Consider the following 25,369-nt stretch of genomic DNA (forward strand, 5'->3'; position numbering starts at 1 on the left):
AGGCCGTGACGGCGGTTGGGCTGATGGGCGGGAACAGCGCAGGCCGGGCGGATGGCAGCGTGGGGCGCATCACAGGTGCGTTGCAGCCGGTGCGCGTGGTTCATACGCCCCTATCGGGGGAAGCCGGCGTTGACGCGGCCTCGGCGGGTGGCGTGGCGCCGCGGGGGACTTTGTAGCGGTTGTAGCCCCACAGGTATTGTTCTGGGAAACGCCGGATCAGTTTTTCCATTTCATGATTGATCAGTGCTGCCTGGGCTTCCGCGGTCTCGGGCAGGGGCTCGGGCACGCGCGCATGGTGAATGCGCCAGCCCTTGCCGCCGGGCAGGCGTTCGGCGGCGGTCAGGATCACGATGGCATTGCTGTTGCGGGCCAGTTTGCCTGGCAGCGTGACGGTATAGGCCAGGCGGCCGAAGAACGGCGCCCAGACGCCTTCGCCCTGGCTGGGAGCCTGGTCGGGCAGCATGCCGACGGTTTCCTTGTCGCGCAGGATGCGGACAAAGGCCCGCACGCCCTGGCTGGTGGCTGGCACGGTGGAAACGCCGGAGGTATTGCGTGCCGCTTCCATCGCCGGGGCCAGCCAGGGCTTGCGCGGCGGACGGAACATCACGGTGACAGGACGTTTGCGGGCGAAGTAGCGGGCAGTGACTTCGAAGGACCCCAGGTGCGGGGTCAGCATCAGCAATGCCCGGCCTTCTTTGCTGGCGTCATCAACAATGTATTCGTCGTCGCAGACAATTTGTTTCAGACTGGCATCGTTGCGAAACCAGATGCGCGGGGTTTCGAGAATCATGGCCCCGGTCTGGGCGGCTGCACGCCGGGCGAAGGCCGGGTCGTCGTAGCCGGCCTGTGCCGCATTGGCGCGCAGGCGATCCCGATACTTGCCAGGGATGGCATAGATCAGACGGCCCGCGGCACGGCCTAGCAAATGCAAGGCTGGCAAGGGCAATCGGGCAAGCAGACGGAGCAGGAACAGCAGCATGGTTCAGGGCGGAAACAGGACGAAAGTGCGGGTCGGCAACAGGGTATATTTGAGATTATCGTTGCATTTTCGCTTAGAATGACAATCGCCACCGTGTTAAACGACAACTTGCGGGGTGGCGCCGGTTCATCCGGCTATCGTCTTACCGCTAAAGCGTCGCGCCCGATTCCGTCCTGTCATGCCGGCTCCTGGGGGTGCAACGCCTCGTTTCATCTGAGAGCCGGCCCATGCCGGTCTATAAAGGACAAAACCGTGGTGCAGAACTCCTTCCTTTTCACCTCCGAGTCCGTATCCGAAGGGCATCCTGACAAGGTTGCCGACCAGATCTCCGATGCGGTGCTGGATGCTATTTTCGAGCAGGATCCCAATGCCCGGGTAGCAGCCGAAACACTGTGCAACACGGGGTTGGTGCTGCTGGCAGGCGAAATTTCCACTACTGCCAATGTTGATTACATTCAGGTGGCGCGTGACACGATCCGCCGCATTGGCTATGACAATACCGATTACGGTATTGACTACAAGGGCTGCGCCGTTCTGGTTGCTTATGACAAGCAATCTCCCGATATCGCTCAGGGCGTGGATCGCTCCAGCGAAGACTATCTGAACCAGGGCGCAGGCGATCAGGGCCTGATGTTCGGCTATGCCTGCGACGAAACCCCGGACCTGATGCCGGCGCCGATCTGGTATTCGCACCGCCTGGTGCAGCGCCAGAGCGAGCTGCGCAAAGATGGCCGCCTGCCGTGGCTGCGTCCGGATGCCAAATCCCAGGTGACCTTCCGCTATGTGGATGGCAAGCCGGCGGAAGTGGATACCGTGGTGTTGTCCACCCAGCATGCCCCCGAAATTTCGCAGGATGTCATCAAAGAGGCCGTGATCGAGGAGATCATCCGTCCGTGCTTCCCTGAGGGCTTGTTGACGCCCAAGACGCGTTTCCTGGTGAACCCCACCGGCCGCTTCGTGATTGGTGGGCCGCAAGGCGATTGCGGCCTGACCGGGCGCAAGATCATCGTCGATACCTATGGCGGCGCATGCCCCCATGGTGGCGGCGCGTTCTCCGGCAAGGATCCTTCCAAGGTCGATCGTTCGGCTGCCTATGCGGCCCGCTATGTGGCCAAGAACGTCGTGGCTTCCGGCCTGGCGCGCCAGTGCCAGGTGCAGCTGAGCTATGCGATCGGCGTGGCCGAGCCTATCAATATCACGGTCTATACCGAAGGTACCGGCGTCATTCCCGATGAGGAAATCGCCAAGCTGGTGCGTGAGCATTTCGATCTGCGCCCGCGCGGCATCGTCAATATGCTCGACCTGCTGCGTCCGATCTATTCCAAGACGGCTGCCTATGGCCACTTCGGCCGTCCGGAGCCGGAGTTCACCTGGGAAGCCACTGACCGCGCGGCCTTGCTGCGCCAAGGCTGAAGCAGGCAGGATCAACGCAGTGCCTGCTGACGGCGGTGGTTGCCGGCAGCAGGACGGCCGATGACAACGGGGAGCTGCCCAAGGCAGGCTCCCCGTTTGTATTCATGGAGCCACGATGTATTGTTGCTGTCATGCGCATCTGGCCCAATGGGGGCATTTTCCACTGCCTGCCGTGCTGCCATGAAAATTCTGCTGGTGACGGATGCTTGGCATCCCCAGGTCAATGGCGTCGTGAGAACCTGGACCGTCATGTGCAATTTGTTGACGGCCTGGGGGCATGAGGTCCGTGTCATCGACCCTGGCGGCGCGCGTACCATCGGTGCGCCGTCCGAGCCGACGCTGAGGCTGTGCCTGCAGCCCGGCCGCCATTTTCGTCACCGCCTGGGAAATTTTACGCCAGACGCCGTGCATATCGCCACGGAAGGGCCCTTGGGGCTGGCGGCGCGGCGCCATGCCCTCAAGCAGGGTTGGCGTTTCACCACTTCCTTTCACACCATGTTTCCCGACTACCTGAAAGTGCGCCTGGGGGTGCCGGCCAGGTGGTCGTGGGCATTCATGCGCTGGTTTCACAAACCGTCGCACCGGGTGCTGGTGCCAACGCGCAATATTGCCGATGTCCTGTCTGGGCATGGGTTTGCCAATCTGCAGGTATGGGCGCGTGGCGTGGACCTGGCGGCATTCGCGCCAGATCTGCCCGCGCCGCCGGAGCTGTCCCATTTGCCGCGGCCGGTATGGCTCAATGTCGGGCGCGTGGCACGTGAGAAAAACCTTGATGCCTTCCTGTCCCTGCCCTTGCCGGGCACCAAGGTGGTGGTGGGTGGCGGCCCGGAGGATAAACGGCTGCGAGCGCAGTATCCCGATACGCTGTTCGTGGGGGCGCGCCACCATGCCGAGCTGCCGCCGTACTACGCGGCAGCCGATGTCTTTGTGTTTCCCAGTCAGACCGATACCTTCGGCCTGGTCATGCTGGAGGCCATGGCCTGCGGCACCCCCGTGGCGGCACTGCCGGCCGATGCGCCGCGCGAAGTCGTGCGCGAGGGGGTGACAGGCAGCCTGGATGCCAACCTGACGGCAGCCTGCCTGCGGGCGGCGCAACTGCCCCGGGACAAGGTGCGCGCTGGGGTGCAGGCATTTACCTGGGATGCGATTGCGCAGCAATTGCTGGATGCGCTGTGTGGGGTCAGTACGGTACAATTCCGCGCATCCTGAGGAGCGCTGCGACGCGCCGGCTTGCCCGGCGTGCCAGGCTCAGGATAGTTTCGTCAACCATGTTGCTGTGCTGGCCGGGCGCGTTTTGCGCCTGCCCGGATCACTGCCAGGGCATGGGGGCGGTACAGGGCTTGCCCTGGCCGCCGTGGCCTGCGCCTGGGCGCGGGACGAACGGCGCTCGCCAATTCCCTTTCGCACGGGGATGGCGGCGCGTGTGCGCAGTCGGCTCCGTGCATGGATACCGGATATCTGGAGCTAGACTGATATGACGACTGTGACTTCTTCCGTAGATTACAAGGTGGCCGACCTGGCCTTGGCAGGCTGGGGCCGCCGTGAAATCGCCATTGCCGAAACTGAAATGCCCGGCCTGATGGCGACGCGGGAAGAATATGCTGCCAGCCAGCCCCTGAAGGGCGCGCGCATCGCGGGCAGCCTGCACATGACGATTCAGACGGCCGTGCTGATCGAAACCCTGAAGGCGCTGGGCGCAGAAGTGCGCTGGGCCTCGTGCAACATCTATTCCACCCAGGATCACGCGGCGGCGGCGATTGCTGCCGGCGGTACGCCGGTGTACGCCGTCAAGGGCGAATCGCTGGAAGAATACTGGGAATACACGCACCAGATCTTCTCCTGGCCCAATGAGCAGCATGCCAACATGATCCTCGATGACGGCGGCGATGCCACGCTGCTGCTGCATCTGGGCACGCGTGCCGAATCCGATCTTTCGGTGCTCGACAAACCCGCCAGCGAAGAAGAGCGCGTGCTGTTCGCCGCCATCCGCAAGCAACTGGCGATCGACCCCAAGTGGTATTCGGTGCGTCTGGCCCAGATCAAGGGCGTGACGGAAGAAACCACCACCGGCGTGCACCGCCTGTACCAGATGTCGCAAAAGGGTGAACTGGCTTTCGCCGCCATCAACGTCAACGACTCGGTGACCAAATCCAAGTTCGACAACCTGTACGGTTGCCGCGAGTCGCTGGTCGATGGCATCAAGCGCGCCACCGATGTGATGGTGGCTGGCAAGACTGCCGTGGTGATCGGTTATGGCGATGTGGGCAAGGGCTGCGCCCAGGCACTGGCCGCTTTGCGCGCCCAGGTCTGGGTCGTGGAAATCGACCCGATCTGCGCCCTGCAGGCAGCCATGGAAGGCTACAAGGTCGTGAGCATGGACGAGGTGGCCGACAAGGCCGACATCTTCGTCACGGCCACCGGCAACTACCATGTCATCACGCGTGAACATCTGTATCGCATGAAGGATCAGGCCATCGTCTGCAACATTGGCCACTTCGACAATGAAATCGACGTTGCCAGCCTGGAAGAGCTGGAATGGGAAGAAATCAAGCCGCAGGTCGATCACGTGATCTTCCCTGATGGCCGCCGCATCATCCTGCTGGCCAAGGGGCGTCTGGTCAACCTGGGTTGCGCCACTGGCCACCCGTCTTTCGTGATGTCGTCCTCCTTCACCAACCAGACCATCGCCCAGATCGAGCTGTTCACGCGCAACGAAGCCTATACCAAGGGCAAGGTCTATGTGCTGCCCAAGCACCTAGACGAAAAAGTGGCGCGTCTGCACCTGAAGAAACTGGGTGTGAACCTGAGCGTGCTGCGCCCTGACCAGGCGGCTTACATCGGCGTGCCGGTTGACGGCCCGTTCAAGCCTGATCATTATCGTTACTGAGGCAGTCGCACGCGCCGGGCGCTGCTCCTGCCGGACAGCCGCCTGGCGCGCTTGATCGGCCGGCCGGGTGCAGGCCGGCGCGGCGGCTGCTTCATGCAGGATGTCCAATGTTGTCTGTCATAGGAGCTGTGCCATGTTTCTACTGATCTGGATCCTCAATGCCGTCGCGCTGCTGATCGTCGCATCGCTATTGCCCGGTATCGCCATTGCCAGTTTCTGGTCGGCGCTGCTGGCCGCGGTCGTGCTCGGTCTGCTCAATGCCGTCGTCAAGCCCATTCTGGTCTTCCTGACCTTTCCCATTACCATCGTCACGCTGGGCCTGTTCCTGTTCGTGATCAATGCGCTGGTGTTCTGGCTGGCGGGTTCGCTGTTTCGCGGCTTTACGGTCAATGGCTTCTGGTGGGCCCTGGCCGGCGCACTGCTGTACAGCCTGATTTCCAGCGCCCTGTCGTCGCTGCTGGTACGATGACTGCGCGGGTTTCTGAGCCTGTCATCAGCCTGGAGTTCTTTCCGCCACGGGATCTGGCTGCGCAAGAACGCCTGGTGCGTACGGCCAAGCAACTGATGGCCTTGAATCCGGGGTATGTCAGCGTCACGTTTGGCGCTGGCGGCGCCACGCGCGACGGCACGGCAGAGACGGTGCGCATCATGGAGAACCTGGGCTGCGATGTGGCGCCGCACCTGGCCTGCATAGGCAGCAGCCGCGCCGAGCTGGCTGCCATGCTGGCGGCTTACCGGGAGCAGGGCGTGAAACGCGTGGTGGCCTTGCGGGGCGATCTGCCGTCAGGCATGGGCAGCGTCTATGGCGAGTTCCGCTATGCCAGCGAACTGGTGGCGTTCATCCGTGAAGCCATGGGCGACTGGTTTCACATAGAAGTGGCTGCCTATCCGGAAATGCATCCCCAGGCCGAAAGCCTGACACGCGATATGGATCATTTCGTGGAAAAGGTTCGTGCTGGGGCGGATAGTGCCATCACGCAATACTTTTTCAATCCCGACGCCTATTCGGATTTTGTCGAGCGGGCACAGGCGCGGGGCGTGGACATTCCCATCATTCCGGGCATCATGCCCATCGTCAACAATACCCAGCTGACGCGTTTTTCGCAGATGTGCGGGGCGGAAATCCCGCGTTGGCTGCGCTTGCGCCTCAATGATTATGCGGATGACCGCGAATCGCTGCGCGCCTTTGGCGCGGACGTTGTGGCGCAACTGTGCCAGACCTTGCTGGAGCGCGGCGCGCCGGGCTTGCACTTCTATACGCTGAATGGCAGCGAGGCCGTGCGCAATATCTGGCGGCGCCTGAATCCTGGCGTGTTGTAAACCTCGGCTGCCAGGGCCGTACTCAGCGCTGGCAGGCCGCACGCGCCGATGGCCGGGCCGTCTTGGGCGCCAGGTGGCCCCAAGACTACCGGTTGGCATGCGGGGCCTGGTGGCGGGCTCAGGCCGGTTGGCGGGGATACCAGCCGCCGGGCGTCAGTATCGCATCCAGTTTGGCGTCGTGGCCGGCGGGCTGATAGTCCACCGGCAGGCGTCCTTCTTCCCATGAAATGCCCAGCGCGATCAGGCCAGGGTTGGCTGGGCGCAGTTGCGCCAGCGTACGGTCGTAGTAGCCGCCGCCGTAACCCAGGCGGTCGCCTTTGGCTGTCCAGCCCAGGGTTGGCACCAGAACGACATCCAGGCTGACTTCGGCAGCCGCCAGATCGGGGCCATCGACTTCCTGCACGCCATAGGCGCCGGTTTTCATGGGAACATCGGGATGCCATGCGCGAAAGGCCAGCGGCTGGTCTGCACTGACGACGGCGGGTAGCAGAACTTCCAGGCCATCTTCTTCAACCCATTTTGCCAGCAGCGGCAGCAAATTGGGTTCCCCATCCAGGGCATGGAAAGCGGCAATGCGATGGGGGGGCGGATGGCCCGCCTTTTCGGCGGCTTCGCGCCGCAGCGCCAGCCAGGTATAGAGCCGGCCACGCAACAGCAGTCCGCCGCGGCTGCGATTGGCGTGATCCATGTTGTTTCGCCGCTCACGCAGCGTAGTCCGCAGCCCGGCTGCGGTATCCTGTATGGTATTAGCGGTTTTCATGCGGAATGCCAGTCATGAGTCATAGTCAAGTATCAGCACGGTATCAGAAATCGGCAGGGAGCGTTCGTCCCATCTGGCGCGCCTGGCTGGGGGCATTGTTGTTGGCCGGCGCGGCGCCGGTGCTGGCGCAGGAAGGCGGTTTGCGGTTGGCTTCCTTGTCGCCGCAGGCTCAGCCGGCGCAGCGCAATGCCGAAAGCGCGCTGAGCGCTGCCCGGGACGCGTTCCAGAAAAAGGATTGGAAGGCCTTGCCTGCGTTGGTGGAACGCGCTCGCGATGCAGAGCTGGGCATGTATGCCGAATACTGGATGCTGCGCTACCTGCTGACCGAGCAGCGGACGATAGATCCGGTCTTGCTGCAATCTTTCGTGGACCGCTATCCCGGCACCTATCTGGCCGACAAGCTCAAGGGCGACTGGATCCTCGCGGCGGCCCGCGCAGGCGACTTTGCGCAAGTGCGCCGGGTGGGCGAGGTGGAGGTCGGCAGCCCGCAGGTGAACTGTGCCCAACTGGACGCGCGCTATCGTGGCGGGGACAAGGTCACGGATATCGACGCTGTTGCCGTGTTTTCGCCGGGCAATGCCTGTTGGGCGCTGTTCGATAAGCTGTCCGCAGACAATGTTCTGGACCGCAGCACCCTGGTGTTCATGTGGCGTGACCTGCTCGACGAAAACAAGCTGGCCCATGCGCGGCGCATGGCGTCCTATGTGCTGAATCCGACAGAGCTCAAAGAGTACGACGCGGCACTGAAAAACCCGATGCAATGGCTGTCGCGCCAGGAGCAACGGCTGCGTACGCCGGCGCAGCGCGATATCGCCACGGTGGCTTTGTCGCGCCTGGCGCGCAAGAACATGGACGATGGCGATGCCTACCTGCGCCGTACCTGGAATGGCCGTCTGCCCGAAGAGGATCTGAAGTGGGTACGCAGCCAGTTCGCACTGGTGGCGGCGCTGAACCTGAACCCGGTGGCGCATCGCTGGTATCAGGAGGCCGACGGCGTTCGGATGACCGAATACAACGCCGCCTGGCGGGTGCGGGCTGCGCTGCGCCAGCCTGAAATCGACTGGGGCTGGGTGTCGCGTTCCATTGCGCAGATGACACCGTCGCAGCGCAACGAATCCGTCTGGGTGTACTGGAATGCCCGCAGCCTGAAGGCGCGCGGCCAGGAAACGGCTGCCAACGATGCGTTTGCTTCGATCGCCGGGGAATATGGTTTCTATGGCCAGCTGGCGGCCGAAGAGCTTGGGTTTGCCATTGCCCCGCCACCCGCGCCCGCTCGCGTGACGGCAGCCGAGCTGGCGGATGTCGCGGCCAATCCGGGCTTGCGCCGGTCTATCGCGCTGTTCCGCGAAGGCTGGCGGGCCGAAGCCGTGCCGGAATGGAATTTCGCATTGCGCGGCATGAGCGACCGGCAGTTGCTGGCCGCCGCTGAACTGGCGCGCCAGGAACATATCTACGACCGCGTGGTGAACACCTCCGAGCGTACCCGCGACCAGATTGATTTCTCGCAGCGCTATATCGCGCCTTTCGAGGGACGCGTGAGTGCCCAGGCACGTTCCATTGACCTGGACCCGGCCTGGGTCTATGGCCTGATCCGCCAGGAATCGCGCTTCATTACCGACGCGCGCTCGACGGTAGGCGCATCGGGGCTGATGCAGCTCATGCCGGGCACGGCCAAATGGGTGGCTAAAAAAATCGGCATGACGGATTTTCATCCCTCCAGGGTCAACGAGTTCGAGGTCAATACGGTGCTGGGCACCAATTACCTGAACATGGTTTTGCAGGATCTGGATGGTTCGCAGGTATTGGCCAGCGCGGGCTATAACGCCGGGCCCAAGCGGCCGGTATTGTGGCGCTCGCGCCTGACGCATCCGGTCGAAGGGGCGATTTTCGCGGAAACCATTCCCTTTACCGAGACTCGCATCTACGTGAAGAACGTCTTGTCCAACGCGACCTATTACGCCGCCATGTTTACCGGCGAGCCGCAATCGCTCAAGGCCAGGCTGGGCAATATCGAGCCCAAGGCCAATGCTGCCGTGGATCTGCCTTGAGCCTGCGTGAACCTGTCGTGCCGGATGAGCAGAAGGATGTCAGCCTGAGCGGGCTGGATGTCTATGAGGTTGGCGGCGCTGTGCGCGATGCTCTGCTGGGCCTGTCTGCCGGCGATCATGATTGGGTGGTCGTGGGCGCCAGGCCAGAAGACCTGGCTGCGCGGGGCTTCCTGCCTGTGGGGGGGGATTTTCCGGTGTTCCTGCATCCCAGGACCAAGGAAGAATATGCGCTGGCACGCACGGAGCGGAAATCCGGACGGGGCTACAAGGGTTTTACCTTCCATACCGGGCCGGAGGTCACGCTGGAAGAAGACCTGGCCCGTCGCGACCTGACTGTCAATGCCATTGCCAGGCGGCCGGATGGCGTGCTGGTGGATCCTTATGGTGGCGTGGCAGATGTCCAGGCGCGCCTGTTCCGGCACGTGGGGCCGGCGTTCGTCGAGGATCCGGTACGCATCCTCAGGCTGGCGCGTTTCTGCGCCCGTTTCACGGATTTCCGCGTGGCCGATGAAACGCTGGCGCTGGCGCGGGAAATGGTGCGAGCGGGTGAGGTGGATGCACTGGTGCCTGAACGTGTCTGGAAAGAGTTGTCGCGCGGACTGATGTCCAGGCAGCCGTCCCGTATGTTGCAGGTCTTGCAGGATACGCATGCCCTGGCACGGATTGCACCCATGCTGGCGCTTGATGGCACGCTGGGCAATTGGGCGCTGCTGGATCGGGCAGCGCAGGCCGGTTTGCCGCTGGCCGGACGTTACGCCTTGCTGGGCCGTGCCGCCAGTGATGTGGCGGCGTTGTCCAGGCTCTGGAAAGTGCCGGCCGAATGCGCGGATCAGGCCCGCCTGTTGCCGGTCATAGTGGCCGCTGCAGCAGAAACCGGCGCCGGCCGCCTGGATGCGCTGGAAACCTGCGATGCCCTGCGTAAACCCGAACGTTTTTTGGCTTTGCTGGATGCCGCCAGTTTGCTGGTGCCGGTGGATGTCAGCGCCTGGCGGCAGGCGCTGGAAACCGTGCGAGGCGTGGATGCAGGCGCAATCGCCGCTGCGCTGAGCGGGCAGGCCCAGTCAATCAAAACGGCGGTGCGAGAGGCACGCGCCAGGGCGTTGCAGGCTCTGCCGCAATAGAGCAATAGAGGGGACCCTCCGGGGCTGGCCCGCGCCGTGTCCTGGGATGGGCTTCACGTCATGGGAGCGGGCTTGAGGGGCAGCGCATGGCGTTTCAGAGCATGGCGCGGCGGTCGCCCCGCAGAAAGCCCAGCAAGGGGGCTTCGATCTCGCGTCCGATGATCAGGACTTTGAAAAGCTCGCCCATTTCCGCTTCCGAGAGCAGCTTCTGAATGGGCGCGACCTGGCGCGCATAGGCAAGTGCGTCACTGCTGTCCAGCGTGGAGAGCCATTCGAGCAGGCCGGCATTGGCCAGGAAGCGTGCCTGGGAGGTATAGCCCAGAACCTCCAGGCCGCCTGCCAGCGCTGCGTCTGCCATGGCGGTGAAGTCAACATGCGCCGTGATGTCCTGCGCGCCGGGCACGACCAGCGGGTCGCTGTGCGCATGATGACGCAAATGGCACATCAGGGTGCCTTCGGCACGTTGCGGATGGTAGTACTCGTGGCGCGGGAAACCGTAGTCGATCAGCAGCGCCGCGCCGCGCTGCAGCCAGGTGCCCATATCGCGCACCCAGGCTTCGGCACGTAGATTGATTTCCGATGCATAGCCGGGCAAGGGCGGCATGCGGCTGGCGACCTGGTCGGCAAGTGCTGCCGCAGCCGGCCGGTCCAGCCAGAGGAAGCTGCCGTCGGCCGCCAGGCCGATATGCCGTTCGAGCAATTGGCCGTTGTCATCCCAGCGGAACAGCTTCACAGGCATGGCATCGAGCACCTCATTGGCAACGACGCAACCTTGCCAGCTTGCCGGCAGGGTATCGCGCCATTGCACGCGGTCGCCAAAGCGCGCCAGGCGTTGTTGTTGACGTGCCCTTAGGTCGGCAGACAGCTCCAGGATTTCATAGCGTACCGGCAGTCCCAGCGCATCCAGGCTGTCCAGCAGGCCTTCGGCCAGGGCACCGCTGCCGGCGCCGAATTCCAGTACGTTCAAGCTGTCGATCTGCACCAGGACTTCGGCAAGCTGTCGGGCCAGGGTGGCGGCGAAGGCCGGCGAGAGTTCCGGAGCGGTAATGAAGTCGCTGCCAGGTTGGGGCGCCGCGCTGGCATCCGGGTCGGCGGCAAGTTTGACCTGTGCGCCGCTGTAATAGCCCAGGCCCGGTTCATACAGCGCCATTTCCATCCAGGCATCGAAAGGCAGGGCGCCGCCGGCTCGTTCGATGGCCGCAGCCAGGCGTGCGTGCAATTGCTGGCTGATGGCAAAGGTGGCAGGATCCAGGCGTTGAATCAGGGTGTCCAGGGAAGGGTGCATGGCAAAGAGGTAAAGGCAGCGAAGGAAACGGGAGCTATTGTCCCATGATGGACGGCGGGGTGCGCAGGCCGTGTTGCACGGCAGAAGGGAGGAGGGGGCAGGAAGGAAAAGCGGGAAGTAAAAAGCGGGAAGCTGCCCGGAGGGGCGGCTTCCCGCTTTTTTGCGGTATCAGGCACCAGGTGGCGACGCGTCAGGGACGCTGCAGGGCCACAGAGTCAGTGCCGCAAGGGCTTAGCGGCGGAAATCGCCACGGGGGGCGAATTCGCGGCGCTTGCCACCCTGGCCTTGCGGACGGCCGGCACCGGCAGTCTTGACGTAAGGTTTGCCGGCATGGGCTTCGCCACCTTCACGGCGGGCGCGCGGTGCACGATCACCGAATTCGGTACGGGCCGGGCGTTCGCTGCGGTCAAAGCCGGGGCGCTCGCTACGTTCCGGACGGGCAGGACGATCGCCGCGGTCTGCGAATGCAGGACGGGCGGGACGGTCACCACGATCGAAGCTGGGGCGTTCGCTGCGTTCCGGGCGGCTGAAACGCTCCGGACGGGCAGGGCGGTCGCCTCGGTCAGCGAACTCGGGGCGGGCCGGGCGCTCGCCGCGATCGAAGGCGGGGCGTTCGCTGCGTTCGGCGCCTTCGGCACCGTCCTGGAAGCGGCTGGGCGATTTGCCGTACTTGCCTTGGCTGACGGACGGACGCGAGTCACCGGGACGGCGGCCCGGGCGGCTGCCCGGACGGCCCTTCGGGCCACCGGCAGGGCGGGCGCGGCGTTGCGGCTCCAGACCGGCAATTTCGCCAACGTCCAGCGTCTGACCGATGTAGTGCTCGATACGGCGGATTTTGTGGCGCTCGCTGTGCGTGGCCAGCGTGAAGGCCTGGCCGTCGCGGCCAGCACGGCCGGTACGGCCAATGCGGTGCACGTAGTCTTCCGCCTGCATGGGCAGGTCGAAGTTGAAGGCATGGCTGATGCCTTGCACGTCGATACCGCGGGCAGCGACGTCCGTGGCAACCAGGATCTGCAGCTGGCCGCGTTGCAGCATGGACAGCGTGCGGGTGCGTTGGCGCTGGTTCATGTCGCCGTGCAGCGCAGCAGCGCTGAAGCCGTCGTTGCTCAGGACATCAGCCAGGTCGTCGGCGCCGCGCTTGGTTGCGGTGAAAATGATGGCTTGATCCAGTGCCGTATCGCGCAACATGTGGTCGAGCAGGCGCAGCTTGTGTGCGGCGTCGTCGGCGTACAGCAGGGTTTGCGTGATGTTCTGGTGTTTGTCGCGGTGGCCGGAAATGTCGATGCGCTTGGGTTCGCGCATCATGCGTTCGGCCAGGCGAGCCACGCTGCCGTCCAGCGTCGCGGAGAACAGCAGGGTCTGGCGCGAAGCCGGGGTGGCGGCAATAATGGTTTCGATGTCTTCGATGAAGCCCATGTCCAGCATGCGGTCGGCTTCGTCCAGCACCAGCGTATGGACCGTGGACAGATCGACACGGCGCGATTGCAGGTGGTCGATCAGGCGGCCCGGTGTTGCGACCAGCACATCCACGCGACGCGACAGGGCGCGCAGCTGGGCGCCATAGGGCATGCCGCCGACGGCCGTGGTGGTGCGCAGGCCCGGAATGTTCTTGCCGTAGAGTTGCGTGGCTTCGTTGACTTGCAGGGCCAGTTCGCGGGTCGGTGCCAGAACCAGGATCTGCACGCCACGCCCTTGGTTGGCGGGCTTGCCGACCACGCGCTCAAGCGCGGGCAGCATGAAGGCTGCGGTCTTGCCGCTGCCGGTTTGGGCCGAGACCATCAGGTCGTTGCCGGCGAGTGCTTGAGGAATGGCAGCCGCCTGCACGGACGTAGGCTCGGAAAAACCGGCTTCAGTCAGGGCGGACAGCAGAATGGGGGACAGCCCCAGGGTATCAAAAGTCATAGGTAATATTTTTCCCAGGGACGCACGCAGGCATCCCGATAATGGGTACACGTCAGCAGGGGCGGGGATGCGCCTGTGGCGATACGGTTGAACGGAGCATCGTGCCGACCGGAACAACCGTAGCGCGAGGGTTCCTGGCGGAACCTGGCGTAGGAAAGAGGTCAGGGAGCGATGACGGCCATCATGGGCGAGGGTCTTGGACCGAACGACTGCTGGCGCACAGGGCGCGGAATGATGGCACGGACAATGCAGTACCGCGATTTTAGTGTTAACCCCAGGAAAAAGCCAGGGATTTCAATTGGCTGTTGTTTTTTAATGTGTTATGGCGCATGCGCGGAAACGCTGAAAATGGCTGCGGGCGCTGCGTTTCCGGCTCGAACCAGCCTGTTTTTGTGGCGACCTTGGCCTCAGGCCGCTTGCGCGCCGGCCAGAATGCCTCAGGCCGGTGAGACCTGTACCCAGTAGCGCGTACGGTAATGCACACGGACAGGCAGGATCGCAGGCAATGCTTCCAGCGCTGCGCCAGTATCTTCAAGCTGGAACAGGCCGGAGACGGTCAGGCCGGCGATGGCGGGATCGCAGCGGATGATGCCGGGGCGGTGACGCGCCAGTTCGTCGAGGAAGGCACCCAGCGGCATGGCGGCTGCGCGCAGTACGCCGCGTGTCCAGGCGTCGGCATCGGCCGGCAGCGGGGTCGGTGCGCTCACCGCCAGGCGTGTCAGTTGCGCTTGCTGGCCGGCTTCAATGCGTTGGCCGTGCATGGGGAAATCTGCCGGTTGTGCCAGGACTGCGCCTGCCATGACGGCGACCCGGGTGGATGCGTTGTCCTGCCGCACGAGGTAGCGCGTGCCCAGCGCCAGGCAGATGCCATCGCGGTTGCGGACAAAAAAAGGCCGGAGCGGCAACCGGGTGTCGGGGGCCGTGGTGACGAGGATCTCACCTGCCAGCAGTTTGACCTCCCGGGCATCCTCGTCAAAACGCAGCTGGATCGACGTGCCGGAGTTCAGGTGTATCTCAGTGCCGTCCGGCAGAACGACCCGTTGCCGGCTGCCGATGCCGGTGTGGTAATCGGCGACCAGGGGCAGCCATGGCTGCCGGTGATAGACGGCCAGGCCGACGGGCGTGGCCACCGCCAGCAAGGCCAGGCCGCGCAGCAGGGTGCGCCGGTCGGGTTGAGGGGCGGGGCGGTTGAGCGTGGCAACTGCCAGTTCGGCTGGCAGTTGCCGCAATTCCGCTGTCAATTGCCGGGCCCGTTCCCAGGCGGCCTGATTGTGTGGGCGCCGGGTCAGCCAGGAAAGAAAGGCGGGGTCGTCGGCATGGGTTTGTCCGCCATTCATGCGCAACAGCCACCTGGCGGCTTCGCGGGCAGCCTGGCGGTCTGTCGCAGCGGGGTCGGAGGAGGGCGGGCTGGCGGACGTCATTCTGCCAATAGTATGCATTCTTCGAGGCCGCGCAAAACATGGCGTTGCACCGTGCGCAGGGAAATTCCCAGGCGGCGCGCGATTTCCTCGTGCGGCAGGCCTTCGAGTTGCGACATCAGGAACACCGTGCGGACGCGAGGCGGCAGGCTGGCCAGCATATTGTCCAGGCGCTTGAGACTGTCGAGCAGGATGGCGCTGGCCTCTGCCGAGGGCACGCTGGCTTCCGGCAGGCTGGCCAGCGCGCTGAGATAGGCGTCTTCCAGGGAGCGGCGGCGATACAGGTTGGCGACCAGGCGCTGGGCGATGGTGGCCAGATAGGCACGAGGCTCCTGCAGCGCGTGGGTGTCACCGCCATGGCGCAGGACGCGCAGGAAAGTGTCCTGCGCGAGGTCGGCAGCATCCGCTGTGCTGCTCAGGCGGCGGCTGAGCCAGCCCTGCAGCCAGTGGTGGTGGTCGCGATAGAGCCTGGCAATGCTGTCCGAAGGATCAAGGCCGGGATTTGACATGCGCGCAAGCACAAAGGCACAGGGTGGACGAGGAAGGCGGAAGGAGGAGCGGAACGACGCCTGGGCAGCAGTGATGAACCGTGATCACTTATTGTGCAAATGCAAATTGATATCGTTTTCGTGGATTCTATCACGCGTTTTTGGGAAATTTGTTGTTACAAAATGGCGGCGTGATGTTTGTCGTTTTTGATCGGCTCGCGGGTCTTGGTGGGTATTGCAGAACAGAGACCGCAAGGAGCCATACGGCATGTTTTTCATTTTCGATGGGCGCAGGCGTGCCGCCGCCATGTCAGGCCGGAGGCGGGCGCTGGGCTATGCATTGACGCTGGCGTGCAGCAGTGCCGCGCTGTATTCAAGTGCGCTGCAGGCACAGGCAACCCTCTTGGCGGAACGCCCCGCGCCCCGGCCGGTTGCGCCGGGCGCCCTGGCGGGTGCGGTCATGCAGTATGCGGAAGATACCGGCGTGACCGTGCTCTTCGAGCCGGGGCTGGTGCAAGGCTTGAACACTGCAGGCCTGCCACAACCGACCGGGGATGTCGCTGCAGGCTTGCGCCGGCTGTTGCAGGGGACGGGCCTGGAAGCCGTGCCGCGCAGCCCCGGCACCTACATTCTGCGGCGCCTGCCGGGCGGGAGCCAGGTTACTGCGCTGGCGCCGGTGATGGTGGCAGGCGTGCTGGATCCGCGCGACCGCGTCTATGAAACACCGGCTTCGGTCGCGTTGGTGACACGTGAGCAGATAGAGCGCCTGCCACCGAGGAATTCCGCCGATCTGCTGCATGAGGTCACGGGTGTCTATACCTCATCGAGCCGCAGTGATCCCGGGCTGTCGGTCAATATCCGTGGCATGCAGGATTTCGGCCGGGTCAACGTCATGATTGACGGGGCGCGCCAGAATTACCAGCAGAGCGGGCATGGTTCCAACGGTACGGTGTATTTCGATCCCGCCCTCATCGGGGGCGTGGAAGTCGTCAAAGGGCCGGTGTCCACCGTGGGGGGCGCCGGGATGATCGCCGGCATGGTGAATTTCCGCACGCTTGAGGTGGACGATATCCTGCAGCCTGGCCGAACCGTCGGTGGCAAGGCGCAACTGAGCACGGGCAGCAATGCCTACCATTTTGTCAGCAGCCTGGCAGGGGCCGCCAGGTTCGGCACGCAGGCCGATGTCATGGCGGCGGTCAGCCGCAAGAATATCGGTGCTTTCAAGGTGGGCGCACGTGGCCGGGATGATGCCGCCATGGGCGACAGCGTGATCAGCCGCACGACCCGCCAGGAACATTGGTCGGGCCTGTTCAAGTACGGGTGGCGGCCGGCGGATGGCCATGCCTTCAAGCTGAGCTATCTGGGCATGGATGCCAGCTTCATCGGCGATATGTCCGAGCAATCGGCCTATGGCGTGATGACCAATGGCTTCAATGTGCTGACGCACACCGTCAAGCTGGACTACAGCTGGCAGCCGGTGGATTCGCAGCACTGGGATGTGGCATCGGATATCTACTACACCAATACGCGTCGCCGCAATGTGCGCAGCTATTCCGATGACGCCGACCGCGGCTACAACCTGCGCTACCAGACCGAAACCGTCGGTGGCAGCCTGTCCAATACCAGCCGGATGGAATGGCAGGATCTGGCGTTGCAATGGCGCAATGGCGGCGAGTTCTGGCATGACTGGACCACGCCCATTTTCAATGATCCCGGCGCCAGCTACAGCGAGGCGGTCTGGTACACCGGGCCGACGCCCGAGGGCAAGCGCACGGTCGCCAGCGGTTTCACGGAACTGACGCTGAACTACCAGGATTGGCTGCAGGCAATCGCCGGGCTGCGCTATGACTGGTTCACGCTGTCGGGAAACGGCCAGGTCTATGTCGCCACGGTACGCAATCCGCCAGGCGTGCGGCCGCCGCTGACGACGTTGTATTCACGTTTCAGCGTGGATCGCCATGCCGGCGCCTTCGCGCCCAAGCTGACATTGGCGCTCAAGCCGGCCTCCTGGGCGCAGCTGTATGTGAGTTATGGCGAAGGCTTGCGTCCGCCGTCGCTGACCGAGACGCTGATGCACGGCATGCACGTCGGCAATTCCTTTCCCTTTTATGCCAATCCGGGCTTGCGTGAAGAACGTTCGCGCAACTGGGAATTTGGCCTGAATCTGTTGCATGAAGGATTCCGCGAACAAGACACCTTCCGGCTGAAAACGGCCTGGTTCGATACCCGCGTGGACAACTACATGCTGGCGTCAAATGTCATGCAGCCGGGATCTACCATCAGTTGCGGCGGGCTGTTTTGCTCCCAGGCCTACGTGAACATGCTCGACCCGGTGAGCTTCAAGGGACTGGAACTGCAGATCGAGTATGACGCACGCACCTGGTTCGGCGGCCTGACCTATACACGCGTACATGCCGATTGGGGCGCGATGCGCTATGACCCGTTTCCGATGGGCAGCTGGGTGGGCTACCCCGATACCAACATGGGATCGGGCAACCAGGAAACGCTGACGCAGTACCTGACTGGCGGCCCGCCGCAGCGCAAGATCGGCCTGACGGCTGGCCTGCGGTTTCTCAATGGCCAGCTGGAGCTGGGCGCGCGCATGCGCTACGAAAAACCTTCGACGCTGGGGTTCATGTCCCAGTACCCGCAGACACGGGCGTATGACGCCTGGGCCACCTGGCGGCCGGTGGAGGCATTGACGCTGCGGCTAGCCGTGGAAAACCTGCGCAACGACAAATACGTGGAAGTCGCTGGCGGTGCCGGCGGCTGGTCCTGGGCGCCAGGCCGAACCGTTATCGGTTCGCTTTCCTATAACTTCTGATCGCGGGATGGCAATCAATATGAAGAAGCTCGTTCTGGCAGCGGCCCTGGCAGCCTGCTGCGCGCAACCTGCCCTGGCGCAGGAGCAGAATGTTGTGACACGCCTGACGTCGCTGCATTTCAGCGGACCGGATATTTCGTCAGACGAAGGCCCGCCGCGTGGCTGGCCGCGTGCGGGGCGGCCGCTGTCCGCTCCCGTCAAGGTATCCGGGGAAAATGGCGACTTCCTTTACCTGCTGGCCGGGCTGGGCGGGGGCAATCTGGTGCGGGCGCCGGTCGTGCCTGCCCAATACACGACGGTGGCTGCTTTCCAGCAGTCCTTGCTGGAACAGGCCAAGGCGCTTTATGCGGCGGATCACGAGCGGGCCGCCCATCTCGCGCTTTCGGCCTATGGCAACCTGGTGCAGCGCGCCAACGGCGACCTGATCGGCGTGCTCAACGTGTGGGCCAACAATACCTCGCAATGGTCGCAGGGGCAGCCCATTCCTTACCGCGTCATTGATGCCGGCCTGTTGTTCCGCATGGATTTCGATGGCGCCAATCCGACGCTGCTGGCATCCTCACGGCAGGCGGCGCTCCTGGGGGCATCCTCCAACGGTGTGCTGGTGGCCGCGCCGGATGGTTCGGTCTATACGCTGGATGATGAAGGCCACGGGCGTCTCCTGCGCTTGACGCCAGACGACCAGCTGGAAGTGATGCACGTGTTCGAGGCGCCGCCAGCGGGCCTGCAAGGCATACCCAATGGCTTGTCGCTGGGCCAGGATGGCCGGTTGTATGGCGTGCTGGCCTTTGATCGCGGGGTGCCGGGTGCGGCAGATACCTTGACGGCGGCGGACACGCCCACCGGTCTCATCTACAGCCTGGATCCGGCGCAACCGGGAAGTTACCGGGTGCTGCACCGCATGACTCTGGGCCAGGGTGAATTCGCCAGCACGCCAGGCAGCCTGAACAACAATCGCAGCTTTGCCTTGGACCCGCGCAGCTTTGTGGTGGACGGTGGCGACGGCTGGCTTTATGGCACGGCCGCCATCGGCCGCTGCGCAGATGTCAGCACCAACGTGCCGACACTGGATACGCCCGTGCAGTATGCATCCCTGTGCGGCTTCAACCTGTATTTGCGCGGCGCTGGCGGCTTTGGCCTGGGCATGCCCCCCAAGCCGCGCTACGACGTTGATTTCGGCAATCTGTATGGCACGGTTTTCCGGGTCCGCAAGGACGGATCAGGCGGCTACGAAGTATTGCACCGCTTTACCGGCGAGGACGGCATGACGCCACGCGGTTCGCTGGTGCTGGGCAAGGACGGGGCCATCTATGGCACCACGCTGGCGGGGGGCAGCAACTGGAGCTATGACGATCAGGCCCGGCGCGATGACCCCCTGGTACAGGCGGAGAAGCGTACCGGTCGGCAAAACAACTACCTGGTTTCCGATGGCGTGTTCTGGCGTATCTGGCCAGCGCGGGTGGGGCAGGCGGGCAACACGGCTTTCGAAGTCGTTCATCATTTTGCCAAGGCCGGAGCGGGCAAACGTCCTCTGGGCGTCCAGGCAGCGGCCGATGGCTGGATCTATGGCGCGACAGGCAACGGTGGCGGGCCCTGGACATCCAGTACGGGGGATGTCTATCTCGACGACAACTATGGAACGGTATGGTCCTACGGCCTGGCGCCGTCCTCTGTCGTGACGGTGACGGTGGCGCCAGCGGAGATCAAGCCGGGTGAAACGGCGGAGCTGACCTGGACCTCGTCCGGTGTGAAGGACTGCCTGGCGTCGTCGCTGCGTGGCGATTGGACCGGCGCGCAGCCAGAGGAAGGCAGCATCACGCTGACAGGCAAGGCAACCGGAACCTACAACTACACCTTGACCTGCCTGGACCGCGAAAGTGGTGCGCAGGTCGCGTCGCCGACCGTGCAATTGTTTGTCGGTGCGCCGGCATCGAATGTCGATGAGAACCTCCATGAGTACGGCAATGGTGGCACGCTGGCGCCTGCCGTACTTGGTCTGCTGGGCCTGCTGGCCTGGCGTCGTCGTCCAGGCGCTAGCGCCTTACCCAGTCATTTCTCACTCAAACGGGAGCAGTCATGAAACGAATTCCCCTGGTAGCACGGCATGTGTGGCCCTTATTGCTGATCAGCGCGGCAGGGCTGCCGGCGCAGGCCGCGGAGGCAGAGAGCAGCGCGCTTCAAACCATCGTGCGCTTCAGCGGCGAAACCGGTACGACGGCAGGTGCATCGGCCTGGTCGGAACCGCTGTGGAACCCGGCGGATGGCCGGCTTTACGGTGTGACACGCGCCGGAGGAGAACAATATGACTACCTGGCCTATGGCATGAGCCTGCCGGTGCGTTCGGGGCGTGGCTACACGGTCGTGCCCGATGGCAGCGGCTATGCTTCCTGGTCCTTGGGGAGCAACGGCGGCATTCCATTGACCAATGCCGTGCTGGATGCGCAGGGCCGTGCAGTCGCGGCAGGCCAGTTCGCACGGCGGGGCGATGATGGGCCGACCATTGCCGGCTTCCGCCTGTTTGGTGTTCAGAGCGACGGCCTGCACTGGTTTGTCCGCCCGACGGAGGCGCAGCTGAGCGCAGCCGCGGATGTCTCGCCACGCGGTACGCTGGCGCGCGATGCCAAGGGAAATATCTATTTCGGCCTGGGGTCGGCGCAGAATTGCAACGCGACCAATCCTGACCGATCCCTGTACCGTCTGTCGCCTGCCGGGGCGTTGGACGCCATCGTGGATTTCTGCGATTTCTCCGATCAGGTCAGCGGCACGGCGCGCAGCTATCGCAAGGGCGGAGCGCCATTCATCAATTTCTACAGCCAGAGTGATCAGGCGCTCTACATCCTCTCTACGCTGGCTGCGCAGAATGGTGCAGCACAATATCCGGATATCGTGAGTGGTACCGATACCGTGGCGGGTTTCCTCGTGCGCATCCGCCAGGCAGCACTGGACCGTGGCAATCCGAGTGAAGAAGACATCGAACTGCTGCGCGTATTCAAAAGGAGCGAAACAGGCGGGGTGATCGGGGTCGCCAATGATGTCGGGCGTTCGGCATTGGTGGAGTCGGGAGAGTGGCTTTATGGAACCGGCCCGGAAATGATCTGGCGCCTGAAGAAGAGTGATCCGCAAAATAGCTTTGCGGTCGTTCATCGCTTCCCGTCCAGCAGCGCCGTTATTGCCGACGGCAGTGCGCCGGAGGGCGTCAAGCCCATGGGGGGGCTGGTGCGGGCCCATGATGGCAATATCTACGGCGTGACCAGCCTGGATACCTCCGTGCGCCTGAGCAACGGCAGGGCGGCCGGCGCGGGCAGCCTCTACCGGGTTGTGGTCGGGCAGGAGGCAGACCGGCGGGATGACCGCGTCGAGTTCCTGCATTACTTCAATGCGGAAACCGAAGGCAAGGAACCAGCAGGTCTGAGCGCAGGCCCCGCCAGTGGCGGCAAGCAACAGCTGTATGGGGCGGCAGGCAGCGGCCTGGATGGCTTTGGCGGCTTGTTCCGCTATGAGATCGACGTACCGCAGGTCGCCATCACGCAATTTGCCGTCTCGGCGCCAACTGGCGTGGTGGGCGAGAGCCTCCGTCTGGACTGGCAAACGGAACATGCCAGTCAATGCGTGGCAGGGGGCAGCAATGGCGGCATCTGGAGCGGCGTGCAGCAAACGGCGGCGCAAGGGGTTCCGGTGACACTGGTGCAGGCCGGGGCGAACACCTTCTCGCTGGAGTGTGAAGACGAGGCGGGCCAGAAGGCCAGCGCATCACTGCAGGTTCAGGTCGAAGAAAAGCCAGGACAACCTGGCAATCCGGGTAGCCCGGGCGAGTCTGGCGGTGGTGGCGGCGGCCCGGTGGCGCCTGGCTTGCTGGGCGTGCTGGCGCTGGGCCTGCTGCGTCGATACCAGGCCGGCATCCGCAGGGCTTAATGTCGGCCAGCCCTGCCGCTGTGCTACGCGTGCGGCCAAGTCCGGATAGGGCATTTCAGGGGTGGAACCCGAGCCGGGAGTAGGCAGGGCGCGCGGCAACAGGTGCCGCGCGCCGCCTCAAGCCGGGAATAGGCCAGTTTGTTCGGTGTCGGTGCGCCAGATAATGGCTGGCTGGTGTTTTGCGGCCAGCCATTCATTGACTTGCCGGAAATGCCCGCACCCAAGGAAGGGCACAGGCGGACGCCGTGCCGAGAGCGGGGAAGGGTGGTTGGCGCATAGCACCAGATGCCCCCGGTTTGCGGGTAGCAGCGCTTGCTTGGCCTGGGCGTGGCCGCCCCACAGCAGGAAGGCGGCAGGCGTGTTGCGGTCTGCCACATGGCGGATCAAGGCATCGGTGATGACTTCCCAGCCGCGCTTGGCATGCGCGGCTGGCTGGCCGTCCTCAACGGTCAGCACCGTGTTGAGCAACAGCACGCCTTGCTCCGACCAGCGCGTCAGGTCATTGCCCCAGGTGGCAATGGCCGAGGCAGCGGGCGTGTCTGGCAGCGCGGCGCGCAAGCCATCATCCCGGGCGATTTCCAGAAACATATTGCGCAGGCTGGGCGGGCGCTTCATGGTGTCTGGAACCGAGAAGGCCAGCCCTTGCGCCTGTCCATGTCCGTGATAGGGATCCTGCCCGAGAATGACGACACGGGTGCGGTGCAGGGGTGTCAGCGCGAGGGCGCGCCAGGGATGTGGCGGGTAGATGACCGCACCGCCCTCCAGGCGCTGGGCCAGAAATGCAGCAACGGCCTGTCGCGCCTGGGTAACGGCCGGTTGCTGCAGAACAGCCAGCCAGTCAGCATCCAGGCCGGAGGTCTCGGGATGCAGGATTTGCTGCGTCAAGGATGCGGGATCGGGGAAATGTGCCATGCCAGGGCTGCCATGAAAGAAATACGATGGCGGCAAGCATAGCAGTTGGGTGCCGGCGGGGTCAGGCCCAGAGGCCTGAACGAAAGCACGCCGCTGGATGGCGGCGTGCAGGGGGGGCTGCCGGCAAGGTGTGCCGGGGGCCGGATCAGCGGCGGGTGATCAATGCGCCCAGCAGGAAAGAAACGGCGGCGACCACACCCAGGGCTTGCCAGGGCTTGGCCTGGATGCATTCCTCGGCGGAATCGACGTAGCCACGTACCGTTTGCGAAGCCGTGGCGGCCTTGTCTTCCACGAGGCCACGCACCTTGTAGATCTGGTCTTCGAGGCGGGCGCGCAGTTCGGCGACATCCGCATCCTTGTCTTGCAGGGCGGCTTCCAGGTTGCCGAGCGCTTCCAAGACGTCATCGCGCAGAGAGTCCTGCACATCCTGGCCGGCACGTTTGCCAGCACTTTTGATTTCTTCGTAACCTTGTTCGAGACCACGGCTGGTGCGATTCAGAATGCCCATCATCGTTCTCCTTGAAGTTGCGTCCAGGAATGGACGCCATTGACTTAATTATCGGTGGAAATCCCGATGGCGTCACCCTTGTTTTGTTGCGGGATGCTGCGTGTCTGTTTCAGGTGCGAAGAGGGAGAGTAGCAACTGACAGATGCTGCTGTTCATTGAGTGCCACCGTAGAGAGTGGTCAGCACAATCAAGGTTGGTGCATGTGCTTGCGCGTACGGTCTCTGGTTCCCTGTGTCTGATGCGCCTGCGCAGTTGCTTGTCTTGGGATGGGTTGTCGGTGTTGGCTTAGAAGCGCCGTTCCAGCGTCAGCATGCCTTGCCAGGTACTGCGGCTGTACAAGCCGGCGATATTGCTACGTACACGCTCGTACTGCACTCCCAACTTGGGCTCGAAACCGGCAACTTGCAGTTGCCCATGGCCGATGGTCAGCGACGTCGTGAAGCGCCGGTCCTTGCGCCATTCGTTCATCAGGGGGTGGCGTTCATCGTAACGGCGAAAGCCCAATTGGGCGAACGCGTTGGCGTTGAAGCCGCCTGGCACCTGGACGTTCATGCCAATATTGATCTGGCGTTGCCGGAAGGATTCGCTGCCAGTTCGCAGGCTCTCGCGCAGATAGCCTGCCCCTACGAGTACGGCAACCTGGCGCGAAGCCAGCCACAGCAGGCCAGGCGAGACGCTGCTGGTGTCGCCCTCATAGCTGGCGAGATTCGGATCGTAGTAGCTGCGATGCAGCCATCGCATATACGCCGAGGCTTGCAGCCTGGGGTTGATCCAGTGACCAATGCTGGCGTTCAGGCCCTGTCCGTGCGAATACCGTTGACCGGCCAGCCATTGCCATTGCATGGCTGGCCCCAGCGCCACCCAGCTGGAGACGGTCTGGTGCTTATAGTCCAGGGACAGCGTGATTGCATTCTCGTTGTAGTCGGACGCGCTGGCGTAATCGAGCTTGTTGGCCGATGCGCTGTATGCCAGGAAGTTGTTGCCACCGAGATTGACTTCCTGATCCAGCTGCAGCGCGTAATGCATGCCCCAGGAAGCCTGAGGCATGGAGTCCGGGTTCTTCTCGAATAGCAGGCCGCCGATCGCCAGTTCGCTGGCATCACCGCGTTGGTTGATGTTGTTGCTGTGCAGCAGCCTGATCCTGAGCAGGGGGCGTATGCGTTCTGCCAGGGCTATCTGGTCCAGGATTTGTTGCGCGATGCCGCGCAGCGTTGCGGGCAGGTCGGGCACATCCAGGGATTGCTTTAGCTGTTCCTGCGCGGCCCGGTATTGTTTGTCCTCGAAGAACATGACACCCAGGTCGAACCGGACGGTGTGCAGGCCGGGATCGGCTTGCAGCATGGCACGGTATTCGTCGATGGCTTCGCCATGTCGCCTTTGCGAACGCAGGAGTGCGCCCTTGCCGTAATGCACCAGCAGTCGATCATGCCCGGGAATGGTTTCGTACAGTCCCAGCACTTTTTTTACGGTGTTCCAGTCGTGTCGCTTGATTGCGGTCGTCAGTACGATTTCCGCCAGCTGGGGGTGGCGCAGCAAATCGGCATCAGTAACCGTGGGTGGGTGCTTGGCTGGCGTGGCGGCAGGGGGCGGGG

The 25,369-nt window shown here is 63.7% G+C and carries 19 protein-coding genes and 1 riboswitch; of the genes, 10 read left to right on the forward strand and 9 right to left on the reverse strand.

What is annotated here, in order from left to right:
- Positions 1 to 100: 100 nt before the first annotated feature.
- A complete protein-coding gene (locus ACNA1V_RS07920; protein WP_415833053.1) occupies positions 101 to 979 on the reverse strand; it encodes a lysophospholipid acyltransferase family protein in 879 nt (292 codons plus the stop codon).
- 252 nt (positions 980 to 1,231) lie between these two features.
- On the opposite strand from ACNA1V_RS07920, the gene metK reads away from it, so the two are divergent.
- The 5 genes from metK to metF all read left to right on the forward strand — a co-directional run bounded on the left by metK (position 1,232) and on the right by metF (position 6,599).
- Positions 1,232 to 2,392, forward strand: coding sequence for a methionine adenosyltransferase (metK, locus tag ACNA1V_RS07925; protein ID WP_415833054.1), 1,161 nt, complete (start codon positions 1,232 to 1,234; stop codon positions 2,390 to 2,392).
- A gap of 180 nt (positions 2,393 to 2,572) precedes the next feature.
- On the forward strand, positions 2,573 to 3,601 hold the full coding sequence (locus ACNA1V_RS07930; RefSeq protein WP_415833055.1) for a glycosyltransferase family 4 protein: 1,029 nt from the start codon (positions 2,573 to 2,575) through the stop codon (positions 3,599 to 3,601).
- A riboswitch (S-adenosyl-L-homocysteine riboswitch) is annotated at positions 3,594 to 3,673 on the forward strand. It overlaps the preceding gene by 8 nt.
- Before the next feature lie 193 nt (positions 3,674 to 3,866).
- Positions 3,867 to 5,279 carry an adenosylhomocysteinase gene (gene ahcY / locus ACNA1V_RS07935; protein ID WP_415833056.1) on the forward strand — a complete coding sequence of 471 codons (1,413 nt, stop codon included), beginning with the start codon at positions 3,867 to 3,869 and terminating at the stop codon, positions 5,277 to 5,279.
- Between the two features lie 133 nt (positions 5,280 to 5,412).
- Positions 5,413 to 5,748 carry a phage holin family protein gene (locus ACNA1V_RS07940; RefSeq protein ID WP_415833057.1) on the forward strand — a complete coding sequence of 112 codons (336 nt, stop codon included), beginning with the start codon at positions 5,413 to 5,415 and terminating at the stop codon, positions 5,746 to 5,748.
- Positions 5,745 to 6,599, forward strand: a complete 855-nt coding sequence (gene metF, locus ACNA1V_RS07945) for a methylenetetrahydrofolate reductase [NAD(P)H] (RefSeq protein ID WP_415833058.1) — start codon at positions 5,745 to 5,747, stop codon at positions 6,597 to 6,599. The genes ACNA1V_RS07940 and metF overlap by 4 nt, the downstream gene beginning before the upstream one ends.
- 118 nt (positions 6,600 to 6,717) lie before the next feature.
- Here metF and ACNA1V_RS07950 read toward each other — a convergent pair whose 3' ends face one another.
- A complete protein-coding gene (locus ACNA1V_RS07950; protein WP_415833059.1) occupies positions 6,718 to 7,359 on the reverse strand; it encodes a 5-formyltetrahydrofolate cyclo-ligase in 642 nt (213 codons plus the stop codon).
- Positions 7,360 to 7,373: 14 nt separating this feature from the next.
- Here ACNA1V_RS07950 and ACNA1V_RS07955 point away from each other — a divergent pair, with 14 nt between their 5' ends.
- Positions 7,374 to 9,407 (forward strand): lytic transglycosylase domain-containing protein, encoded by a 2,034-nt coding sequence (locus ACNA1V_RS07955; protein ID WP_415833060.1) that lies wholly within the window; start codon positions 7,374 to 7,376, stop codon positions 9,405 to 9,407.
- Positions 9,404 to 10,528, forward strand: a complete 1,125-nt coding sequence (locus ACNA1V_RS07960) for a CCA tRNA nucleotidyltransferase (protein ID WP_415833061.1) — start codon at positions 9,404 to 9,406, stop codon at positions 10,526 to 10,528. Before ACNA1V_RS07955 ends, ACNA1V_RS07960 begins: the two co-directional genes overlap by 4 nt.
- Before the next feature lie 94 nt (positions 10,529 to 10,622).
- On the opposite strand, the gene ACNA1V_RS07965 is transcribed toward ACNA1V_RS07960, so the two are convergent.
- From ACNA1V_RS07965 to ACNA1V_RS07980, 4 genes are all read right to left on the reverse strand, one after another.
- Positions 10,623 to 11,813 (reverse strand): class I SAM-dependent methyltransferase, encoded by a 1,191-nt coding sequence (locus tag ACNA1V_RS07965; RefSeq protein ID WP_415833062.1) that lies wholly within the window; start codon positions 11,811 to 11,813, stop codon positions 10,623 to 10,625.
- Between the two features lie 231 nt (positions 11,814 to 12,044).
- Complete coding sequence (locus tag ACNA1V_RS07970; protein WP_415833063.1) at positions 12,045 to 13,715, reverse strand: DEAD/DEAH box helicase; 1,671 nt, start codon at positions 13,713 to 13,715, stop codon at positions 12,045 to 12,047.
- 437 nt (positions 13,716 to 14,152) lie between these two features.
- Positions 14,153 to 15,136, reverse strand: a complete 984-nt coding sequence (locus ACNA1V_RS07975) for a FecR domain-containing protein (protein ID WP_415833064.1) — start codon at positions 15,134 to 15,136, stop codon at positions 14,153 to 14,155.
- On the reverse strand, positions 15,133 to 15,642 hold the full coding sequence (locus ACNA1V_RS07980) for a sigma-70 family RNA polymerase sigma factor (RefSeq protein ID WP_415833065.1): 510 nt from the start codon (positions 15,640 to 15,642) through the stop codon (positions 15,133 to 15,135). The genes ACNA1V_RS07975 and ACNA1V_RS07980 overlap by 4 nt, the downstream gene beginning before the upstream one ends.
- Positions 15,643 to 15,889: 247 nt before the next feature.
- Here ACNA1V_RS07980 and ACNA1V_RS07985 point away from each other — a divergent pair, with 247 nt between their 5' ends.
- From ACNA1V_RS07985 to ACNA1V_RS07995, 3 genes are read left to right on the forward strand one after another with little or no spacing between them, the layout of a single operon-like run.
- A complete protein-coding gene (locus ACNA1V_RS07985) occupies positions 15,890 to 18,445 on the forward strand; it encodes a TonB-dependent receptor (protein WP_415833067.1) in 2,556 nt (851 codons plus the stop codon).
- A gap of 19 nt (positions 18,446 to 18,464) precedes the next feature.
- Positions 18,465 to 20,525, forward strand: coding sequence for a choice-of-anchor tandem repeat GloVer-containing protein (locus ACNA1V_RS07990; protein ID WP_415833068.1), 2,061 nt, complete (start codon positions 18,465 to 18,467; stop codon positions 20,523 to 20,525).
- Entirely contained in the window at positions 20,522 to 22,357 is a 1,836-nt protein-coding gene (locus ACNA1V_RS07995; RefSeq protein ID WP_415833069.1) for an SMP-30/gluconolactonase/LRE family protein, read from the forward strand. Before ACNA1V_RS07990 ends, ACNA1V_RS07995 begins: the two co-directional genes overlap by 4 nt.
- 117 nt (positions 22,358 to 22,474) lie before the next feature.
- Here the strand turns inward: ACNA1V_RS07995 and ACNA1V_RS08000 are convergent, their stop codons facing one another.
- The 3 genes from ACNA1V_RS08000 to ACNA1V_RS08010 all read right to left on the reverse strand — a co-directional run.
- Positions 22,475 to 23,269, reverse strand: coding sequence for a uracil-DNA glycosylase (locus ACNA1V_RS08000; RefSeq protein ID WP_415833070.1), 795 nt, complete (start codon positions 23,267 to 23,269; stop codon positions 22,475 to 22,477).
- Between the two features lie 145 nt (positions 23,270 to 23,414).
- Complete coding sequence (locus ACNA1V_RS08005; RefSeq protein WP_415833071.1) at positions 23,415 to 23,780, reverse strand: ElaB/YgaM/YqjD family protein; 366 nt, start codon at positions 23,778 to 23,780, stop codon at positions 23,415 to 23,417.
- A 282-nt stretch (positions 23,781 to 24,062) separates the two neighbouring features.
- The coding region (locus ACNA1V_RS08010; protein WP_415833072.1) for a surface lipoprotein assembly modifier at positions 24,063 to 25,369 on the reverse strand (1,307 nt) is incomplete at its 5' end.

Source organism: Kerstersia similis, from assembly GCF_965139615.1.
Taxonomy (GTDB): Bacteria; Pseudomonadota; Gammaproteobacteria; order Burkholderiales; family Burkholderiaceae_B; genus Kerstersia; species Kerstersia similis.

Excerpts from the sequence above, each read along its gene's own strand:
- metF (WP_415833058.1), top strand. The coding sequence starts at position 5,745 with ATGACTGCGCGGGTTTCTGAGCCTGTCATCAGCCTGGAGTTCTTTCCG.
- ACNA1V_RS07970 (WP_415833063.1), bottom strand. The coding sequence starts at position 13,715 with ATGACTTTTGATACCCTGGGGCTGTCCCCCATTCTGCTGTCCGCCCTG.
- ACNA1V_RS07980 (WP_415833065.1), bottom strand. The coding sequence starts at position 15,642 with ATGTCAAATCCCGGCCTTGATCCTTCGGACAGCATTGCCAGGCTCTAT.
- ACNA1V_RS07985 (WP_415833067.1), top strand. The coding sequence starts at position 15,890 with ATGTTTTTCATTTTCGATGGGCGCAGGCGTGCCGCCGCCATGTCAGGC.
- ACNA1V_RS07965 (WP_415833062.1), bottom strand. The coding sequence starts at position 11,813 with ATGCACCCTTCCCTGGACACCCTGATTCAACGCCTGGATCCTGCCACC.
- ACNA1V_RS08005 (WP_415833071.1), bottom strand. The coding sequence starts at position 23,780 with ATGATGGGCATTCTGAATCGCACCAGCCGTGGTCTCGAACAAGGTTAC.
- ACNA1V_RS07975 (WP_415833064.1), bottom strand. The coding sequence starts at position 15,136 with ATGACGTCCGCCAGCCCGCCCTCCTCCGACCCCGCTGCGACAGACCGC.
- ACNA1V_RS07950 (WP_415833059.1), bottom strand. The coding sequence starts at position 7,359 with ATGAAAACCGCTAATACCATACAGGATACCGCAGCCGGGCTGCGGACT.
- ACNA1V_RS07940 (WP_415833057.1), top strand. The coding sequence starts at position 5,413 with ATGTTTCTACTGATCTGGATCCTCAATGCCGTCGCGCTGCTGATCGTC.
- ACNA1V_RS07995 (WP_415833069.1), top strand. The coding sequence starts at position 20,522 with ATGAAACGAATTCCCCTGGTAGCACGGCATGTGTGGCCCTTATTGCTG.
- ACNA1V_RS07930 (WP_415833055.1), top strand. The coding sequence starts at position 2,573 with ATGAAAATTCTGCTGGTGACGGATGCTTGGCATCCCCAGGTCAATGGC.
- ACNA1V_RS07990 (WP_415833068.1), top strand. The coding sequence starts at position 18,465 with ATGAAGAAGCTCGTTCTGGCAGCGGCCCTGGCAGCCTGCTGCGCGCAA.
- ahcY (WP_415833056.1), top strand. The coding sequence starts at position 3,867 with ATGACGACTGTGACTTCTTCCGTAGATTACAAGGTGGCCGACCTGGCC.
- ACNA1V_RS08000 (WP_415833070.1), bottom strand. The coding sequence starts at position 23,269 with ATGGCACATTTCCCCGATCCCGCATCCTTGACGCAGCAAATCCTGCAT.
- ACNA1V_RS07920 (WP_415833053.1), bottom strand. The coding sequence starts at position 979 with ATGCTGCTGTTCCTGCTCCGTCTGCTTGCCCGATTGCCCTTGCCAGCC.
- ACNA1V_RS07955 (WP_415833060.1), top strand. The coding sequence starts at position 7,374 with ATGAGTCATAGTCAAGTATCAGCACGGTATCAGAAATCGGCAGGGAGC.